We start from the raw sequence: 20339 nt of genomic DNA, 5'->3' as shown, positions 1-20339 counted from the left end.
GGAGCGAGCCTGCTCGCGATGGCTGCGTGTCAGGCAACGTAGAGGTTGAATGTGCCGACGCCATCGCCGGCAAGCCGCGCTCCCACAGGGTCACAGACGCACACCAGACTGGAGACATGACAGGCTCTTGCTGTACAGTCGTTCAGCTTGCCGGCGTAGTGCGAGCCCCCATGATTGAACCCAGGAGCATGTCACCCATGAATCAGGAAGCCCGTTTTTCCCGCATGGAACCGGAGTTGCGCAAGGCCAATCTGATCGAGGCGACGCTGGTGTGCCTCAAGCGCCACGGTTTCCAGGGGGCGTCGATCCGCAAGATTTCCGCCGAGGCCGGCGTCTCGGTGGGGCTGATCAGCCATCACTATTCCGGCAAGGACGAACTGGTGGCCGAGGCCTACATGGCGATCACCGGGCGCGTCATGACCCTGCTGCGCGATGCCATGGAACAGGCCGCACCCAATGCCCGCGAACGCTTGTCGGCGTTTTTTCGCGGCTCGTTTTCCGCCGAATTGCTCGACCCGCAACTCATTGATGCCTGGCTGGCGTTCTGGGGCGCGGTGAAAACCGCCGAGGCGATCAACCAGGCCCACGACCATTCCTACGGCGAGTATCGCGCCATCCTGCGCAAGGTGTTGATGGAGCTGGCACAGGAGGAGGGTTGGGAAAACTTCGATGGCGATCTCGCCGCGATCAGCCTCAGCGCCTTACTCGACGGCCTGTGGCTGGAGTCCGGACTCAATCCGGGGACCTTTACCCCGGAGCAGGGCATCCAGATTTGCGAGGCCTGGGTCGATGGTTTGCAAGCGGGCGGTCGCCAACGGTTCTGTATCAAGACGAGCAGCTGTTGATCGGTTGTTCAGCAATGGCTACTCTCTGGCGCTGATGCAGAAAAACACTCTAATAAGAAATGCGCCTTCGGGCATAAGCAGGACAACCAGTAATGACGCCTCGGGTACTGATCGTCGATGACGATCCGCTGATTCGCGAACTGTTGCACGCCTACCTGTCCCAGGAGGGTTACGAGGTTCATTGCGCCGCCACGGCGGAACTGGCCGAAACCTTTCTGGCCAGCCAGACCGTGGACCTGGTCATGCTCGATATCCGCTTGCCCGGCAAGGACGGCCTGACCCTGACCCGTGAGCTACGGGTGCGTTCGGAGGTCGGGATCATCCTGATCACCGGGCGCAACGATGAAATCGACCGCATCGTCGGCCTCGAATGCGGTGCCGATGACTACGTGATCAAACCTCTCAATCCACGGGAACTGGTGTCCCGGGCGAAAAACCTGATTCGTCGGGTTCGTCATGCGCAAACGCCCCAGCCTGTGGCGGCGGTCGCCAAACCGGTCAAACAGTTCGCCGACTGGTCGCTGGACACCGACCGCCGGCGCCTGATCGATCCCACCGGCAGCGAAACCCTGCTGACCCACGGCGAGTACCAACTGCTCAGCGTGTTCCTGCGCAACAGCGGCCACACCCTGAGCCGCGATCAGTTGATGGACCAGATCCGCAACCGTGAATGGGTGCCCAACGACCGCTCCATCGACGTGCTGGTCGGCCGCTTGCGCCGCAAACTGCACGACGACCCGGCGGAACCGCAGTTGATCATCACCATCCACGGCGCCGGTTACCTGTTCACCGCCAGCCTGGCGGCGTGACGGCCGTGGGGCGACTGCTCTGGCTGATGCTGGCGCTGGTGGCGGGCAATGCCCCGGCCAGGGAAAAAGTCCGCTACTGCGATTATCCGGTCTACCCGCCGATTTCCTGGAGCGACGGCAAGCAGGTCCGTGGCCTGGCGCCGAGTGTGGTGAAAAAGCTGTTCGGTGAATTGGGCTATGACGTCGAAACCGTGGTACTGGGCAACTGGAAACGCTGCCTGCTCGATGCCGCCGAAGGCCGGGTCGATGTGGTGCTGGCCTACAGCACCGCGCAACGGGAACAAAGCATGCTGTTTTCCACGGTGCCGGTGCTGCGCGAAGAGGTCGCGTTATTCATCAATCGCCAACACCCCGTGCAGTTCGAACGCCTGGCTGACCTGGCCCATTACCGTGGCGGCTTGCTGTTCGGTGAAAGTTACGGCGTGGAATTCGATCGCATGGTCGCGCAAAACAACAACATCGAATGGGTCTCCGACAGCCGCCAGAACTTCGGCAAGCTGATTCGCGGGCGCATCGATTTCATCACCCAGGAACGCCGCACCGGCCAGCTCTACATCGAAAGTCTGGCGGGCGCCAAGGACATCGTCGCGTTGCCCAAGGCCCTGAGCGTCGACTACCTGCGGGTCGCGGTTTCCCGACGCTCGCCGCTGGCCAGTCAAATGCCGCAGATCAATGCGCAACTGCAGCGCATGGTCGATGCCGGCGACATCGAGCGCTTGCTCAATGAAAGCGAAGTCACCTACCGCGACATGATCAACCTGCCGGTGAACGAACAATGATGCGCCCGCGACCCGGTGGCCTGTTGCGGCGCCTGCTGCTGTTCATTCTGTTGTTCAGCCTGTGCTTCACCGTGCTCGCCAGTACCGTGCAGTTGTACATCGAATACCGTCGGGAAATGCGCGACATCGACTCGCGCATGGACCTGATCCGCGCCGGTTATCTGGCGAGCCTGGAGCGCAGCCTGTGGGATCTGAACCAGGAGCAACTGAATGTGCAGTTGCGCGGCCTGGTGGACTTCTCCGATGTCGCGCGGGTGCATTTGAAAAGCCCGGATTTCGACTTGCTGCATGGCAATCCGGATCCGCTCGGGCCGTTGCGCGTCGAACGTTTCGCCCTGAACTACCAACCGCCGTCCGGGCCGTTGCGGCACCTGGGTGAACTGGAAGTCAGTACCGATCTGGGGGCGGTGTATCAGCGCCTGTATGTCACCGGGTTGACCAGCCTGTTGTGGATGGGGGCGTTCCTCTGTGGTCTTGCGATCGCACTGTCCTGGCTGTTTTACCGTTTGGTCACCCGGCACCTGCAAGTCATGGCAGGGTTCGCCCGGCGTATTGCGGCCGGCGAATGGCATGAGCCGCTGCGCCTGCACAAGCGGCGCAGTGTCCACAAAGACGAAATCGACACCGTGGCCCACGCCCTCGACGACATGCGCCGGGCCATCCTCAGCGATATCGACCGCCGGGAAAGCGATCGGCTGGCCTTGCAGGACAACCGCGACGAGTTGCTGAAAATGGTCGAGCGACGCACCGCCAGCCTGATGCGCGCCAAGGACGAAGCGGAAGCGGCCAACCTGGCAAAGTCACGGTTCCTGGCGACCATGAGTCATGAGTTGCGCACACCCCTCAACGGCATCCTCGGCATGGCCGAGTTGTTGCGCGGCGCCAGCCTCGATCCGCAGGACAGTAAACGCCTGGATGCCTTGCACAAGGCTGGCGAGGGATTGCTGACCATCCTTAATGAAGTGCTGTTTTTCGCCAAACTGGAGGAGGGCGCAAGCCTGCCTGAACCGGTGGATTTCTCGATTCGCCAATTGATCGATGAAGTGCTGACGCTACTGGAGCCCAAGGCGCTGGATAACGACACCATCCTGCAGTGTCGGGTCGATCCGCGCATCGCCGAGTATCACCACGGTGCCGAGCAATTCTTGCGGCAGGTCTTGAGCAACCTGCTGGCCAACGCCATCAAGTTCACCGAGTGCGGTGAGGTCAGTGTCGAAGTGTCGTTGCTCGCGCAACCTGAAGGGGTAGGCGGCGATCGTCTGCGGGTGAGTGTCACCGACAACGGCATCGGCATTGCCCCGCCGATGCAGGCGAGGATTTTCGAGCGCTTCACCCAGGCCAGCGAGGAAGTGGCGCAGCGCTTCGGCGGCACCGGGTTGGGGCTGGCGATCTGCAAACACCTGGTCGAGCAAATGGGTGGCAGCATCGGTGTCACCAGTGAAGTCGGGCGGGGCAGTTGCTTCTGGTTCGAGTTGACGTTGCAACCCGCTGCAGGCGTCACGGCGCAACGACCGATCACGGTGGCAGGGCCGGCATTGAAGGTGCTGGTGGTTGAGGACGTGGCACTCAATCGCGAAGTGGTCCAGGGGTTGCTGCAACGGGACGGCCATCAGGTGTGGCTGGCCGAAGAGGCTGAGCAGGCATTGGCCCAATGCGCCGTGCAGCGGTTCGATCTGATACTGCTGGATGTGCATCTGCCGGGCATGACCGGTGTGGAACTATGCAAACGGATCCGCAGTGACGATGGGCCGAATCGTACCTCGCGCATTTTCGCCCTGACTGCCAGCGTACAACCTGCGCTGGTTCGCGGGTATTTGGACGCCGGTATGGATGGCGTGCTGGCCAAGCCGCTGAATCTGGACTCTCTGCGCAAGGCCATGGGCGGGCAGTTGATGACGCCCAAACCGCTGCTGGAAGCGGGCGCCATCGACTGGCCGCTGCTGCAAACCCACCGTAACTTGCTCGGCGAGCAGAAAGTGCAGGGGCTGTTGGCGGTGCTGCGCGACTCGATCCTGCAACACCGCGAGGCGCTGCGCGAAGCGATTGACGCCGACGACGTCACTGAAATCGCTCACCTGGCCCACCGTCTGGCGGGAAGCGCCGACTCTTTGGGTTTTCGTGCCTTGGCTGGCGCTCTGAGATCGCTGGAAGAGGCGGCCCTGCTCAATGATCAAACGGCTATCGGGCAGTTGGCGCCTGCGTTCGATGAGCACTGCAAACACGCGCTGCAGGCGCTGGAACCCCTGTTGCAGAGCTGACGTACATTTTTGTTACGACTTTCTACAACTTCGATCCATACGTACAACGCGACCTTACATGGCTTTCCAATAATCGACGCAACCGCCGCAGCGCGGTCTTCGAAGCTTATTGGAGATAATAATAATGAATTGCCGTAAAGCTGATCCTTCCCCGCGCCACGACATCCTGTCCTGCGCTGCGCACCTCACTGACTGCTGAGGTGCCGACATGAGTGAAAACATCGACCGTAAAGGCATCCAACTGACCCGTGCCCTGAAAAGCCGGCACATTTTTATGCTGTCCCTGGGGGGCGTGATCGGCACCGGCCTGTTCATGGGCTCCGGCGTCACCATCAACCAGGGCGGTCCGGTGGGGGCGATTCTGGCCTACCTGGTCGCCGGTTTCCTGATGTACCTGGTGATGGTCTGCCTGGGGGAGCTGTCGGTGCAGATGCCGGTGTCCGGCTCGTTCCAGACCCACGCCACCAAATTCATCGGTCCGGCCACCGGCTTCATGATCGGCTGGGTGTACTGGATGAGCTGGGCCACCACCGTGGGCCTGGAGTTCACCGCTGCCGGCATGCTGATGACGCGCTGGTTCCCGGCGGTGCCGATCTGGTACTGGTCGGCGCTGTTCGTGGTGGTGCTGTTCGGCATCAACGCCATGGCCACCCGCGCCTTCGGTGAGGCCGAATACTGGTTCTCGGGGATCAAGGTGGCGGCGATTCTTGGTTTCATCGTCGTTGGCGTGTTGGTGATTTTCGGTGTGATGCCGCTGAGCAGCGGTGCGCCCGCGCCAATGGCGACCAACCTGATCGGCGATTCGTTGTTCCCCAACGGCTTGTCTGCCGTATTCGCGGTGATGATGACTGTGGTCTACGCCTTCCAGGGCTGCGAGATCATGGGCGTGGCCGCCGGCGAAACCGACCAGCCGGAAAAGAGCATCCCGCGCGCCGTGCGCAACGTGGTGTTCCGCGTGCTGATTTTCTATGTGCTGGCGATTATCGTGCTGTCGGCCATCGTGCCGTGGCAGCAGGCGGGCCTGATGGAAAGTCCGTTTGTGCAGGTGTTCGACATGGTCGGCATCCCCTATGCCGCTGACCTGATGAACTTCGTGATCCTTACGGCGATTCTGTCGGTGGGCAACTCCGGCCTCTATGCTTCGACCCGCATCCTCTGGGCGATGTCGAAAACCGGCATGGCGCCGAAAAGTCTCTCGCCGCTCAGCAAACGTGGCGTGCCGTTGCGCGCCTTGAGCATCACCCTGTGCTTTGCGCTGGTGTCACTGCTGACCAGTTTCATCGCGGCCGACACCTTGTTCATGGTGCTGATGGCGGTGAGCGGCATGTCCGGCACCGTGACCTGGATTGTCATCGCATTGGCTCAATACAAGTTCCGCAAGGCCTACCTGCGTGACGGCGGCAAACTCAGCGACCTGAAATACCGCGCCCCGTGGTTCCCGGTGCTGCCGCTGATGTGCATCACCCTGTGCTGCTCACTGTTCGTGTTCCTGGCCCTGGATGAAACCCAGCGTCCATCCCTGTACTGGGGCTTCGGCTTTATCGCCCTGTGCTATGGCGCGTACTTCCTGTTCCATCGCAAGCGCGAAGCGGTGCTGGCACCGAGTTTGCCAGGCGCTTAATTCACTTTCTTTAGCACATCCCCCTGTGGGAGCGAGCTTGCTCGCGATAGCGGTGCGGCAGTCAGCAGCGATGTTGAATGTCCGGCCGTCATCGCGAGCAGGCTCGCTCCCACAGTTGTTTGCGTCTGCAACTTCGGTGAGAGGCCCGGTAGGCAGTTGTTCGAAGTTGTAACAGCGGTTTTGGCTCATGCTCCGCAATAGACATATAACTCAATAAAAACAATGTGTTAGCTGGTTAATTGACTTGTTACAGCCCATTTCTTCGCCAATTGCCGGCTTACTGAACACTCGTTTAGTATGGCCTCAAGTCGCAACACCTCAAGACAAACAAAATAATTCGAGGACCCGCATGACTACTCACGATTCTCTGCTCAGTCAGGTCGAAGCAGGCGTTGCCTGGATCACCCTCAATCGCACGGCTCAGCGCAATGCGCTGGACATCCCGACGCTGAAAAGCCTTCACGCTTTGCTCGACACCTACAACGCTGATCCAGCGGTACGCGTGGTGGTATTGACCGGTAGCGGTCGCAGCTTCTGCGCCGGTGCCGACCTCGATGAGTGGGCCGAGGCAGAAGCCCGTGGCGCGCTGGAAACCTACGGCTGGACCGAAACCGCACACGCCCTGATGACCCGTTTGTACAGCCTGGAAAAACCCACCATCGCCGCCATCAACGGCACCGCCGTCGGCGCCGGGATGGACCTGACCCTGTGCTGCGACCTGCGCATCGCCGGGCAGTCGGCCCGCTTCAAGGCCGGCTACACCAGCATGGCCTACTCGCCGGACGCCGGCGCCAGTTGGCACCTGCCACGCCTGATCGGTGCCGAGCAAACCAAGCGCCTGTTGTTCCTCGACGAACTGTGGGGCGCCGATCGTGCCCTCGCGGCGGGCCTGGTCAGCGAAGTCTGCGCCGACGATCAACTGCAGACCGTCGCCAGCGAGCTCGCCACACGCCTGGCCGCCGGGCCGACCTTTGCCTTTGCCCAAACCAAGAAACTCATGCGCGAAGGCGCCGACCGCAGCCTGCCCGAGCAACTGCAAGCGGAACTGGCCGCCGGCCTGCTCTGCGGGCGCAGCGAAGACGGCAGCGAAGCGTTGCGCGCCGCCATGGAAAAACGCCCGGCACGCTTTATCGGTCGCTAAGCCCGAACCGCCTCGCCAACCACTCTTTGCAAACGAACACAGGTAACACCCATGAATTTCCAACTGACCCAAGAACAAGAAATGTTGGTGGACTCGGTACGCAGCTTCGTCGAGAAGGAACTGCTGCCCTATGAAACCGAAGTCGATCGCGCCGACGAAGTCTCCCCGGAGCTCGCCGCGCAGATTCGCGGCAAGGCCATTGCCGCGGGCTTCTACGCCTTCAACATGCCCGAAGAGGTCGGTGGTGGCGGACTGGACTACCTGTCCCAGGCGCTGATCGAGCGTGAATTGTCGAAGGTCTCCTGGGCGCTGCACGTGTTCGTCGCACGGCCATCCAAGATCCTCATGGCCTGCACCGGCGACCAGATCAAAGACTACCTGCTGCCGTGCATCCAGGGCGAGAAGATCGACTGCTTCGCCCTGACCGAGCCGGGTGCCGGTTCCGATGCCAACGCGATCAAGACCCGTGCCGTGCGTGACGGTGACGACTTCGTCCTCAATGGCAGCAAGCACTTCATCAGCCACGCCGGCCATGCCGATTTCGCCATCGTCTTCGCCGTCACCGACACCTACGAGCACAACGGCAAGAAGCGCAACGCCGTGACCTCGTTCCTGGTCGATCGCAACACCCCGGGCATGACCATCCGCCGTGGTCCCAAGTGCGTGAGCAACCGTGGTTATCACACCTTCGAAATGTTCTTCGACGACTGCCGCGTACCGGCCTCCAAGGTGCTCGGTGAAGTCGGCAAGGGCTGGGACGTGGCCAATGCCTGGCTGACCGCCGGGCGGGTGATGGTCGCGGCCAACTGCGTCGGCCAGGCGCAACGGGCGCTCGACGTCTCGCTGCAATGGGCGGCGGACCGCAAGCAATTCGGCCAGCCCATCGGGACCTATCAAGGCGTGTCGTTCAAGTTGGCGGACATGGCCACGCAAATTCGCGCGGCCGAACTGCTGACCCTGCACACCGCATGGAAAATGGACCAGGGCACCATGACCGATGGCGAGGCCGGCATGGCCAAGCTGTTTGCCAGCGAAGTACTGGGTCGCGCAGCCGATGAAGCGGTGCAGATTTTCGGCGGCATGGGCCTGATGGACGAAGGTCCGGTGGAACGCATCTGGCGTAACGCGCGGATCGAACGGATCTGGGAAGGCACCTCGGAAATCCAGCGCCACATCATTTCCCGCGAACTGCTGCGGCCGCTGCTGCGCTGATCGCCCGGAGAACTCCCATGTCCCAGACTATTCGTGACAACCTCAAACGCATGCTCGCACCCCGGCATGTGGCGTTCGTTGGCGGCCGCAGCATGGCCCGTGCCCTCAAGCGTTGTGCCGAGGGCGGCTACCCAGGGCAGATGTGGTTGGTCAATCCACAGCACGAGAGCCTCGAAGGCGTGCCGTGTGTGCGCAGCGTGGCCGACCTGCCGTGCGGCCCGGACGCGGTGTTCATCGCGACCAACCGCGACCTGACCCTGACTTGCGTGGCCGAACTGGCCGCCATCGGTACCGGCGGCGCGATCTGCTACGCCTCGGGTTTTGCCGAGACCGGCGCTGAAGGCCAGGCCCTGCAACAGCAACTGCTCGCAGCCGCCGGTGACATGGCCTTGCTCGGCCCCAACTGCTACGGCTTGCTCGACTACCTGCACAGCTGCGCGCTGTGGCCGGTGGCCCATGGCGGCAAAGCGGTGGAGAAGGGCGTGGCGGTGCTGACCCAGAGCGGCAACTTTGCCTACAACCTGTCCATGAGCGACCGTTCGCTGCCCGTGGCCTACATGGCGTCGGTCGGCAACCAGGCGCAACTGGGCGTGGCCGAATTGATGGACGTGCTGCTCGATGAGCCACGGGTCACCGCCATCGGTCTGCACCTGGAAGGTTTGAAGAACGTACCGGGGTTCGCCCGCGCCGCGCACAAGGCGCTGGAAAAGGGCGTGCCGATCATCGCCTTGAAGACCGGCGTGTCGCAGATCGGCGCCGAGCTGGCCCTGAGTCACACCAGTTCGCTGTCCGGCTCCGATGCGCTGTACGACGCGCTGTTCGCACGCCTCGGGGTGATCCGCGTCAGCGGCCCGGTGAGCTTTGTCGAAACCCTGAAAGCCGTCGCCTGCGGCAACCTGCCGGCGGGCAACAGCCTGATCGCACTGGCCTGTTCCGGGGGTGACGCCGGGCTGATCGCCGACTACGCCGAGCGCAATGAACTGGCGCTGCCCAAGCTCGACGCGGGTCAAACCGGCGAGCTGGCGCAAGTGCTGCCCAGCTACGCCAACCTGGTCAACCCGCTGGATTTCACCACGGCGATCTGGGGCGATGGCGAGGCACTGAACCGCATGCTCGACAGCGCCCTGCGCACCGAAGCCGATGCCGCGATGCTGGTGCTCGACTACCCGGCCGAGTTCACCGGCGAACGCAAGGAATGTGACCTGCTGCTGGACCTGTACTGCAAGGCGCTGGAGCGTCACGGCAAAACCGGTTTCGTCACCTCGGCCTTCCCCGAGTTGCTGCCGGCCCATGCGCGCGAGCGTATGCATGAGCAGGGCGTGGCGGCATTGCAGGGCGTTGAAGACGGCTTGGCGGCCTGGGGGCGCATTGCCAATTACCAGCGCAACCGTCAGGCCCTGTTGGCCCTGGGTGAATCGGCGTTGGTGCCGCTGTGCCCGCAAGCGCTGCAAGGCGAAGGCCATTTGCTCAACGAATGGGACGCCAAGCAGGCCTTGCGCGTATTCGGCCTGCCCACCCCCAACGGCGTACTGAGCACCCCGGACCGGGCACTGCAGGACGCCAACGCCCTGGGTTATCCGCTGGTGCTCAAAGCGGTCAGCGCCCAATTGCCACACAAAACCGAGGCCGGCGCCGTGGCGCTGAACCTCAAGGACGAGGTGGCCCTGAGCGCGGCACTGGAAAAAATGCGCGCGAGCATTGCCGCGTACGCACCCGGCGTGGCGTTCGATCAGTTGCTGCTGGAGCCAATGGCCAAGCCGCCGCTGGCCGAACTGATTGTCGGCATCAAGCGTGAAAACGACTTCGGCCTGGCGCTGGTGATGGGTGCTGGCGGCATTCTGGTGGAACTGCTCAAGGACAGTCGCAGCCTGTTGCTGCCGACCACCGACGGGGCCATTCGCCAGGCGTTGCTGAGCCTGCGCAGCGCGGCATTGCTGCAAGGCTTCCGTGGTCGCGAGGCGGCGGATCTCGACGCGCTGGTGGCGGCGATCCGTGCCGTGGCCGACTACGCCTGCGAAAACGCCGCGCAATTGCTCGAACTCGATGTGAACCCATTGTTGGTCGGTGCCCAGGGCACGACTGCCGTCGACGCGTTGATTCGCCTCGGCCATGAATGAGGAACTGAACATGCAAAGCAAAACCTTGACCGGTGGCCAGGCGCTGGTGCGTCTGCTGGCCAATTATGGCGTCGACACCGTGTTCGGCATTCCCGGCGTCCATACCCTGGAGCTGTACCGTGGCTTGCCTGGCAGCGGTATTCGTCATGTGCTGACCCGGCATGAACAGGGCGCCAGTTTCATGGCCGACGGCTACGCCCGGGTCAGCGGCAAACCCGGCGTGTGCTTCATCATCACCGGTCCCGGCGTGACCAACGCCGCCACCGGTATCGGCCAGGCCTACGCCGACTCGATTCCGATGCTGGTGATTTCCAGCGTCAACCACAGCGCCAGCCTCGGCAAGGGCTGGGGCAGCCTGCACGAGTGCCAGGACCAGCGCGCCATGACCGCGCCTATCACCGCGTTCTCGGCCGTGGCCCTGACCGCCGAAGACCTGCCGGAACTGATTGCCCGCGCCTACGCGGTGTTTGACAGCGAGCGTCCGCGCCCGGTGCACATCTCGGTGCCGCTGAACGTGTTGTCGGCACCGGTCGCTCGCGACTGGAGCAATGACGTGGTGCGTCGCCCCGGTCGCGGCACCCCCACGGCCACCGCACTGGACGAGGCGGTCGCCAGACTGCACGGCGCCAAACGGCCGATGATCATCGCCGGTGGGGGCGCGCTGAATGCCGCGCAAGAACTCGCCGAACTGAGCACCCGACTGGCCGCGCCGCTGTTCACCAGCGTCGCCGGCAAAGGCTTGCTGCCACCGGACGCACCGTTGAATGCCGGTTCGTCGCTGTGCGTGGAGCCGGGCTGGAACCTGATCGCCGAAGCCGACGTGGTACTGGCGGTCGGTACGGAAATGGCCGACACCGATTTCTGGCGCGAACGCCTGCCAATCAACGCCGAACTGCTGCGGGTGGACATCGATCCGTGCAAGTTCAACGACTTCTACCCGTGCGCCGTGGCGTTGCACGGTGACGCACAGCAGACCCTGGCCGCCGTACTCGAACGCCTGTCACCGGATGTCCGCGATGCCAGCGCCGCGATTGGCAAAGTGGCGGCATTGCGTGAAGCCATCCAGGCCGGCCATGGCCCGTTGCAGTCGATCCATCAGGCCATTCTGCAGCGCATCGCTGCCGAACTGCCGGCCAATGCCTTCATCAGCACCGACATGACCCAACTGGCGTACACCGGCAACTACGCCTTCGCCAGTGAGGCCACCCGCAGCTGGTTGCACCCGACCGGCTACGGCACCCTGGGCTACGGCTTGCCGGCCGGTATCGGCGCCAAGTTCGGTGCACCGCAACGGCCGGGCCTGGTGCTGGTGGGGGATGGCGGTTTCCTCTACACCGCACAGGAACTGGCGACGGCGGTCGAGGAGCTGGACAGTCCGCTGGTGGTGTTGCTGTGGAACAACGACGCCCTGGGGCAGATTCGCGACGACATGATCGGGCTGGATATCGAGCCCATCGGCGTGCTGCCGCGCAACCCGGATTTCGCCGCGCTGGGCCGTGCCTTCGGCTGCACCGTGACGCAGCCGCAGAACCTTGCGGAACTGCAAACCGATTTGCGCCACGGCTTCAATCGCAACGGCGTCACCCTGATCGAACTCAAGCATGCCTGCGTTCGCTGATGTTCAACCTTTTGTGGAGGGAATAGGGCCATGCGCTTTTCCGATCTGACTCAACGCATCGCCGGTGACGGCGCCGCCGCCTGGGATATTCACTACCGCGCGCTGGCCATGCTGGAGCAAGGCAAGGACATCTTGCTGCTGTCGGTCGGCGACCCCGATTTCGACACGCCGCAACCCATCGTCCAGGGCGCCATCGACAGCCTGTTGTCCGGCAACACCCACTACGCGCAGGTGCGCGGCAAGCGTGCCCTGCGTGAAGCCATCGCCAGGCGGCATCAGCAACGTAGCGGTCAACTGGTGTCGGCGGATCAGGTCACGGTACTGGCCGGGGCTCAGTGCGCGTTGTTCAGCGTGGCCCAGTGCGTGCTCAATCCCGGCGATGAAGTGATCGTCGCCGAGCCGATGTACGTCACCTACGAAGCCGTGTTCGGTGCGTGCGGGGCCAAGGTCGTGCCGGTGCCGGTGCGCTCGGAAAACGGCTTTCGCGTACTGCCGCAAGATGTCGCCGCCCGCATCACGCCACGGACCCGTGCCCTGGCGCTGAACAGCCCGCACAACCCGTCGGGTGCGAGCCTGCCGCGCAGCACCTGGGAAGCCTTGGCCGAACTGTGCATCGCCCACGATCTGTGGCTGATTTCCGATGAGGTCTACAGCGAACTGCTGTTTGACGGCGAACACGTCAGCCCGGCGAGTCTGCCGGGCATGGCCGAGCGCACCGCGACCCTCAACAGCCTGTCGAAATCCCATGCCATGACCGGTTGGCGTGTGGGTTGGGTGGTGGCGCCGCTGTCTTTGTCCGCGCACCTGGAAAACCTGGCGCTGTGCATGCTCTACGGCTCGCCGGACTTTATCCAGGACGCCGCGGTGGTCGCACTGGAAAGCCATTTGCCGGAACTGGAGGCCATGCGCGAAGCCTATCGGCAACGCCGTGATCTGGTGTGCGAAAGCCTGGCCGATTGCCCCGGCGTGCGTGCGCTGAAGCCCGATGGCGGCATGTTCGTGATGGTCGATATCCGCGAAACCGGCCTCAGCGCCCAGGCATTTGCCGACCGTCTGCTTGATCGCCACGGCGTATCGGTGCTGGCCGGCGAAGCCTTTGGCCCGAGCGCCGCCGGACACATTCGCCTCGGGTTGGTGGTGGGGACGGCGCCGTTGCGCGATGCCTGCCAGCGCATCGCCCGTTGCGCCCGGGAATTGATGGAGGCTCAGGTTGATGCTTGATCACAAGGCACTGTTTATTGATGGACGCTGGCAAACCCCGTCGGGGCAGGGCATCGCCGAGGTGATCAACCCGGCCACCGAAGAAGTCACCGGTCGCGTGCCCCTGGGTGATGAGCGGGATGTCGACAACGCCGTGGCCGCTGCCCGTCGGGCCTTCGGGCCCTGGTCGCGGACGCCGTCCAGCGTGCGTGCCGGTTACATCCGCGCACTGGCCCAACAACTTCGGGCTCGCGCTGATGAGATGGCCGCGGTGATCACCACTGAACTGGGGATGCCGGTGCAATGGTGCCGTTCGGTGCAGGTCGACGGGCCGATCATTGGCCTGGAGCAATACATCGGACTCGCCGGTTTGATGGACGAGGTGCGTGAAGTCGGTAACTCGCTGGTGATCCGTGAAGCAGTTGGCGTCTGTGCGTTCATCAACCCGTGGAACTACCCGCTGCACCAACTGGTCGGCAAGCTCGCGCCGGCCTTGGCCGCCGGTTGCACGGTGGTGGTCAAGCCAAGCCAGGAAACGCCGCTGCACGCGTTTCTGCTGGCGCAGATGATCGAGGACATCGGCCTGCCGGCCGGGGTGTTCAACCTGGTCAGCGGGCCGGGCTCCAAGGTCGGCGAAGCCCTGGCCAGGCATCCGGACGTCGACATGATGTCGTTCACCGGTTCCACCGGCGCAGGTGTGCGCGTTGCGCAAGCGGCAGCACCTTCGGTGAAGCGGGTGTGCCTGGAACTGGGGGGCAAGTCACCGTTGCTGATCGCCGAGGATGCCGATCTGGCGGCGGCGGTGCGTTATGGCGTACAGGACGTGATGATCAACTCCGGGCAGACCTGCACCGCGCTGACGCGCATGTTGCTGCCGGCCAGCCGTTATGCCGAAGCGCTGGAACTGGCCCTGGCCGAGACCCTGAGCCTGCGCATGGGCGATCCGCTCGACCCACAGAGCTTCCTCGGCCCGATGTGTTCGGCGGGGCAGCGTCGCACCGTTGAGGATTACATCCGCCTCGGTCAGTCCGAAGGCGCGCGGTTGCTCTGCGGTGGTGATTCGGCGCCGGACTTCGAGCGCGGCCATTACGTTCGCCCGACGCTGTTTGCCGAGGTCGATAACCGTATGCGCATTGCCCAGGAAGAAATCTTTGGCCCGGTGCTGTGCCTGATTCCGTATGCGGATGAAGCGCAGGCGATCCAGATTGCCAATGACTCGCCGTTCGGCCTGTCCAGCGGCGTCTGGGCCGGCAGCACCGAACGGGCCTTGCAACTGGGCCGGCAACTGCGGGCGGGCCAATGTTTCCTCAATGGCGCGGCCTTCAACTATCAGGCGCCGTTCGGCGGCTACAAACAATCGGGCAACGGACGGGAGTGGGGGGAAGAGGGACTGAATGAATTCGTCGAAGTGAAGGCGATCCAGGTGTGACGGTAAAGGATTCAAAGGTTGTTCGCACCGGGCCATGGCCCGGTGTTTCGCGTGGTGGTTTTGAACGGGTATTTCCTTAGCTTTCAATCAGGGGCAATGCAATGAGCGATAACAAAAACAAGATTACTCAAGCGAACCATGAATTCAGCTTTGCGCGCCGTGACTTTTTAAAGTACAGCGCAGCGGCCGCAGCGATGGCCGGCGCGTACTCCATGGGTCTGCCATTGGGCGCCATGGCGGCAGAAGCGACGCCGAAGCCCGGAGGGGTGCTGCGCCTGGGCCTGGCCGGTGCCAGCACCACCGACTCGAAAGACCCTGGCTCCTGGGTCGATACCTTCACCTTCGTCGGGTTCTCGGCGATCTATAACACCCTGACCGAAATTGCCGTCGACGGCTCGGCGATCCCTGAACTGGCTGAAAGCTGGACCTCGACCCCGGACGCCCGGGTCTGGACCTTCAAGCTGCGCCAGGGCGTGACCTTCCACAATGGCAAGACCCTGACTGCCGACGATGTAGTCGCTTCGATCCAGCATCATCTCGGGGAAAAATCCAGTTCGGCGGCCAAGACCGTATTGGGCGACGTGGCCAAGGTCAGCGCCAACGGCAGCGACAGCGTGGTGTTCGAACTGCATTCGGGCAACGCCGACTTCACCTACGTGGTCGCCGATTATCATCTGGTGATCATGCCGGGCAAGGACGGCGCGCCGGACTGGCAGGCCGGTATCGGCACCGGCGGTTATCGCCTGAAGAACTTCGAACCGGGTGTGCGCATGACCCTGGAGCGCAGCCCGGATTACTGGAAAGCGGGACGGGCGCACTTCGCCAGCGCCGAACTGATCGCCATTGGCGACGGCGCCGCGCGAATCAACGCGTTGGTCACCGGGCAAGTGGACGTGATCAACAAAGTCGACCTGAAAACCGTGGCCCTGCTCAAGCGCAATCCGAACCTGGTCATCGAGGAAACCAAGGGTGCGCAGCACTATACCTTCCCGATGCTCACCGACAGCCCGGTGTTCCAGAGCAATGACGTGCGCATGGCGATGAAGCACGCGATCAACCGTGAAACCCTGTTGTCCTCGGTGCTGTATGGCTATGGCCTGGTGGGCAACGATCACCCGATCCAGCCCGGCAGCCGCTTCATCAACACCGCGCTGGAACAACGCAGCTACGATCCGGACAAGTCGCGTTTCTACCTGAAAAAGGCCGGCATGGACTCGCTCAAGGTGCGTCTGCAAGCCTCGGACGCGGCGTACACCGGCGCCGTCGACGCCTCGGTGCTGTTCAAGGAGCAGGCCCGCGCGGCCGGGATCGACATCGATGTGGTACGCGAGCCGGCCGATGGTTTCTTCACCAACGTGTGGATGAAGCAACCGTTCACGACGTCGTTCTGGTACAGCAGCCTGACCGCCGACCGCATGTTCAGCATCGGTTACGCCAAGGGCGCGGCATGGAACGAAACCCACTGGGACAACCCGCGTTTCAATCAACTGCTCAACGCTGCCCGTGGCGAGATGAACGACCCGCTGCGCCGCGAGATGTACAACGAAATGCAGTCGCTGTGTCGGGATGACGGCGGGGCAATCGTGCCGCTGTTCGCCAGCTCCGTGGCGGCGCGCTCCAACCGGGTCGCGCATGGCGGGCAGACGGCGCCTTACGGTGAGCTGGATGGATTGCGCGTAATCGAGCGCTGGTGGCAGGCGTAAGCGTTCGGCAAAGATGAAGAACCCCTGTAGGAGCGAGCCCTGCTCGCGAGAAAGGTCAAGGCAACGCGGATACTCAGACTGTCCGCGTCATCGTTGACGTCCATCGCGAGCAGGCTCGCTCCTACAGTTGGAAATGGTGGTCCTCGTAAGGAACTGCGCGGTGAATAGTATTTTCAGGTTGCTACTTCAGCGTTTGGCATTGGGGCTGTTATCGCTGTTTGCGGTGTCAGTGATCATTTTTCTCGCGGTCGGCATGCTCCCGGGCGACATCGCCCAGGCCATGCTCGGCCAATCCGCCACCCCGGAAACCGTGGCAGCGTTCCGTGCGCAACTGGGCCTGGACATGCCGCCACTGACCCGTTTCGGGCACTGGATCTGGAACCTGTTGCAAGGCGACCTCGGTGTCTCCCTGGCCAACCAGCGACCGATCGCCGAACTGGTCGGGGCACGCCTGGGCAACACCTTCAGCCTGGCGCTGCTGGCGGCAATAGTGTCGGTGCCACTGGCATTGCTGTTGGGGATGCTCGCGGCGTTGTACCGCAACAGCTGGTTCGACCGTTTGCTCAACACCTCGGCGCTGAGTGCGGTGTCGTTTCCCGAGTTCTTCGTCGCCTACATCCTGATCCTGGTGTTTGCGGTGAAGCTCAACTGGTTCCCGAGCATTTCCAACCTGGCGCCGGATGCGTCCCTTGGCACGATTCTGGAGCGCTCGGTGCTGCCCGTGGCGACCCTGAGCCTGGTGGTGATCGCGCAGATGATGCGCATGACCCGCGCTTCGCTGATCAACCTGCTGGCCAGTCCCTACATCGAAATGGCCCGGCTCAAGGGCATCCGCCAGTCGCGGATCATCTTCCGCCATGCCTTGCCCAACGCCCTGGCACCGATCGTCAACGTGGTGGCGCTGAACCTGGCGTACCTGGTGGTGGGCGTGGTGGTGGTCGAAGTGGTGTTTGTCTATCCCGGCCTCGGCCAGTTGCTGGTGGACTCGGTGGCCAAGCGCGATATCCCGGTGGTGCAGGCTTGCAGCCTGATCTTCGCGGCGACCTACATCCTGCTCAATACCAGCGCCGATGTGCTGTCGATTGCCAGCAACCCACGTCTGATGCATCCAAAGGGGTAGACCATGAGCGTGCTTAAACAAATGGTCCGGGCGCCGCTGAGTGCCAAGTTCGGATTGCTGGTCATCGTTGTGTACATCCTGGTGGCGCTGTTCGCTCCGGTGCTGGCGCCCTTCGGCGAAACCCAGGTGGTGGGCGAGGGCTTCGCGCCGTGGGGCGGGCAGTTCCTGTTGGGCACCGATAACCTGGGGCGCGACATGTTCAGCCGCCTGGTCTACGGCGCGCGCAACACCCTGGGCATTGCCTTCCTCACCACGGTGCTGGCGTTCCTGCTCGGTGGCCTGAGCGGTCTGGTCGCGGCGATCAAGGGCGGTGCGATCGATCAGGGGCTGTCGCGGGTGGTGGACATCCTGATGGCGATCCCGCAGCTGATTTTTGCCTTGCTGATTCTCAGTGTGGTCGGCACCACGGCGACCTCGTTGGTGTTGGTGATCGCGCTGCTGGATGCGACCCGGGTGTTTCGCCTGTCCCGGGCGGTGGCGATGAACGTCGTGGTCCAGGACTTCGTCGAAGCGGCGCGCCTGCGGGGTGAAGGCCTGTGGTGGCTGGTAACCCGGGAAGTGTTGCCGAACGCGGCGGCACCATTGATTGCCGAGTTCGGCCTGCGCTTCTGCTTTGTGTTTTTGTTCATCAGTGCGCTGTCATTCCTCGGCCTGGGCATTCAACCGCCCACCGCCGACTGGGGCAGCATGGTGCGCGACAACGCCGTACTGATCACCTTTGGCGACATTAGCCCGTTGCTGCCCGCCCTGGCCGTGGCGTTGATCACGGTCAGCGTCAACTTCGTCGTCGACTGGATGCTGCATCAATCCAGCGGCCTCAAGGAATGCTGAACATGACGACCTGCAAACCTTTGCTGGAAATCCGCAACCTGCACATCGAAGGTCACTACGAAGACGCCTGGCATCCGCTGATCAAGGGCATCGACCTGACCCTGCAGCGCGGCGAAGTGCTGGGGCTGATCGGCGAGTCGGGGGCAGGCAAGTCGACCCTCGGCCTGTCGGCCATGGGCTACACCCGTGACGGCTGCAAAATCACCGGCGGCTCGGTGCATTTCGACGGCATCGACCTGCTCAAGGCCAAACCCGAAGCCCTGCGCAAGTTGCGTGGCTTGCGCATTGCCTACGTCGCGCAAAGCGCGGCCGCTTCGTTCAACCCGGCCCATCGGCTGATTGATCAGCATGTCGAAACCGCCGTGATAAACGGCGGCATGAGCCGTGCCCAGGCCATGACCGAAGCGGTGGAGTTGTATCGGGTGCTACGCCTGCCCGATCCCGAGCAGATCGGCCAGCGTTATCCGCACCAGGTCTCCGGCGGTCAGTTGCAGCGGGTGATGACGGCGATGGCCATGGCGTGCCATCCCGACCTGATCATCTTCGACGAGCCGACCACTGCGCTGGACGTCACCACCCAGATCGAAGTGCTGGCGGCGATTCGCGATGCGGTGAAAACCTACGGCAGCGCGGCGATCTACATCAGTCACGACCTGGCGGTGGTGGCGCAGATGGCCGACCGCATCATGGTGCTGCGCCACGGCAAACTGGTGGAAGAAGCCGAAACCCGCAAGATGCTCGGCGATCCGCAGGAGGACTACACCAAGTCGTTATGGGCGGTACGCAGTTTCCGCACCGAACCCAAGGCGTGTCCGCAGCAGGAGCAACCGCTGCTGGAACTGCGCAACAGCTGCGCCAGTTACGGTCGTCAGCCGGTGCTGCATGACGTTTCGCTGAAGCTGTACCGTGGCCAGACGCTGGCGGTCATCGGCGAATCCGGCAGCGGCAAAAGCTCCACCGCGCGACTGATCACCGGTCTGCTGCCGCCGACCTCGGGCCAGGTGCTGTATGACGGCCAGCCATTGCCGGCGGACTTTCGCCAGCGCAGCAAGGAGCAGCTGCGGCGCGTACAGATGATTTATCAGATTCCCGACACGGCGCTGAACCCACGCCAGCGCATCGTCGATATCATCGGTCGGCCGCTGACCTTTTACCTGGGGCTCAAGGGCAAGGCCATGCGTGCACGGGTGGTTGAGCTGCTGGAGATGATCGAACTCGACCCGGCCACCTTCATGGAGCGTCAGCCCCGGGAACTGTCCGGTGGGCAAAAACAACGGATCTGCATCGCCCGGGCATTGGCGGCCGACCCGCAGTTGATCATCTGCGACGAAGTCACCTCGGCGCTGGATCAACTGGTGGCCGAAGGCGTGCTCAAACTGCTCAATCGTATTCAGCAACAGCTGGGCGTGGCCTACCTGTTCATCACCCACGACGTCGCCACCGTGCGCGCGATTGCCGATGAGGTGCTGGTGATGCAACGGGGCAGGGTGGTCGACCACGGCTCACGCAGCCAGATTTTCACTCCGCCGCACCAGGATTACACCGGACTGCTGTTTTCGTCCGAACCGCAAATGGACCCCGACTGGCTCGACCGCTTGCTGGCCAGCCGCGCGCTCCCGAATTCAAACCCTACGCTGGAAAAAGTCTAAGGAATCA

Annotated in this window: 15 protein-coding genes; all 15 read left to right on the top strand. The window is 63.1% G+C overall.

Annotated elements, in window-relative coordinates:
• Positions 1-197: 197 nt before the first annotated feature.
• Positions 198-845, top strand: coding sequence for a TetR family transcriptional regulator C-terminal domain-containing protein (locus JQF37_RS00340; protein WP_130209837.1), 648 nt, complete (start codon positions 198-200; stop codon positions 843-845).
• Positions 846-937: 92 nt separating this feature from the next.
• Complete coding sequence (locus JQF37_RS00335; protein WP_130209835.1) at positions 938-1654, top strand: response regulator; 717 nt, start codon at positions 938-940, stop codon at positions 1652-1654.
• 5 nt (positions 1655-1659) lie between these two features.
• Positions 1660-2433 (top strand): transporter substrate-binding domain-containing protein, encoded by a 774-nt coding sequence (locus tag JQF37_RS00330; RefSeq protein WP_130209833.1) that lies wholly within the window; start codon positions 1660-1662, stop codon positions 2431-2433.
• Complete coding sequence (locus JQF37_RS00325; protein ID WP_130209831.1) at positions 2430-4691, top strand: ATP-binding protein; 2262 nt, start codon at positions 2430-2432, stop codon at positions 4689-4691. Before JQF37_RS00330 ends, JQF37_RS00325 begins: the two co-directional genes overlap by 4 nt.
• A gap of 208 nt (positions 4692-4899) precedes the next feature.
• On the top strand, positions 4900-6312 hold the full coding sequence (locus JQF37_RS00320) for an amino acid permease (RefSeq protein WP_130209829.1): 1413 nt from the start codon (positions 4900-4902) through the stop codon (positions 6310-6312).
• Between the two features lie 349 nt (positions 6313-6661).
• On the top strand, positions 6662-7453 hold the full coding sequence (locus JQF37_RS00315) for an enoyl-CoA hydratase/isomerase family protein (protein ID WP_130209827.1): 792 nt from the start codon (positions 6662-6664) through the stop codon (positions 7451-7453).
• A gap of 51 nt (positions 7454-7504) precedes the next feature.
• Positions 7505-8665: an acyl-CoA dehydrogenase family protein gene (locus JQF37_RS00310; protein ID WP_130209825.1), complete on the top strand. Its 1161-nt coding sequence runs from the start codon at positions 7505-7507 to the stop codon at positions 8663-8665.
• A gap of 17 nt (positions 8666-8682) precedes the next feature.
• Complete coding sequence (locus JQF37_RS00305; protein ID WP_204149433.1) at positions 8683-10782, top strand: acetate--CoA ligase family protein; 2100 nt, start codon at positions 8683-8685, stop codon at positions 10780-10782.
• Between the two features lie 10 nt (positions 10783-10792).
• Entirely contained in the window at positions 10793-12400 is a 1608-nt protein-coding gene (locus tag JQF37_RS00300; RefSeq protein ID WP_130209821.1) for a 5-guanidino-2-oxopentanoate decarboxylase, read from the top strand.
• Between the two features lie 30 nt (positions 12401-12430).
• Positions 12431-13621, top strand: a complete 1191-nt coding sequence (locus JQF37_RS00295) for a pyridoxal phosphate-dependent aminotransferase (RefSeq protein WP_130209819.1) — start codon at positions 12431-12433, stop codon at positions 13619-13621.
• A complete protein-coding gene (locus JQF37_RS00290) occupies positions 13614-15029 on the top strand; it encodes an aldehyde dehydrogenase family protein (RefSeq protein ID WP_130209817.1) in 1416 nt (471 codons plus the stop codon). Before JQF37_RS00295 ends, JQF37_RS00290 begins: the two co-directional genes overlap by 8 nt.
• A 101-nt stretch (positions 15030-15130) precedes the next feature.
• Positions 15131-16732, top strand: coding sequence for an ABC transporter substrate-binding protein (locus tag JQF37_RS00285; RefSeq protein WP_130209815.1), 1602 nt, complete (start codon positions 15131-15133; stop codon positions 16730-16732).
• 160 nt (positions 16733-16892) lie between these two features.
• The gene (locus JQF37_RS00280; protein ID WP_130209813.1) at positions 16893-17852 is read left to right on the top strand and encodes an ABC transporter permease; all 960 of its coding nucleotides are present in this window, start codon (positions 16893-16895) and stop codon (positions 17850-17852) included.
• Positions 17853-17855: 3 nt separating this feature from the next.
• A complete protein-coding gene (locus tag JQF37_RS00275) occupies positions 17856-18683 on the top strand; it encodes an ABC transporter permease (protein ID WP_130209811.1) in 828 nt (275 codons plus the stop codon).
• Between the two features lie 2 nt (positions 18684-18685).
• The gene (locus JQF37_RS00270; protein WP_130209809.1) at positions 18686-20332 is read left to right on the top strand and encodes an ABC transporter ATP-binding protein; all 1647 of its coding nucleotides are present in this window, start codon (positions 18686-18688) and stop codon (positions 20330-20332) included.
• The last annotated feature ends 7 nt before the right edge of the window (positions 20333-20339 follow it).

It is taken from the genome of Pseudomonas sp. MIL9 (assembly GCF_016887925.1).
Classification (GTDB): Bacteria; Pseudomonadota; Gammaproteobacteria; order Pseudomonadales; family Pseudomonadaceae; genus Aquipseudomonas; species Aquipseudomonas mohnii.
Note: the sequence above shows the minus strand (reverse complement) of the source record. Positions and strands in the feature narration are given on the sequence as shown.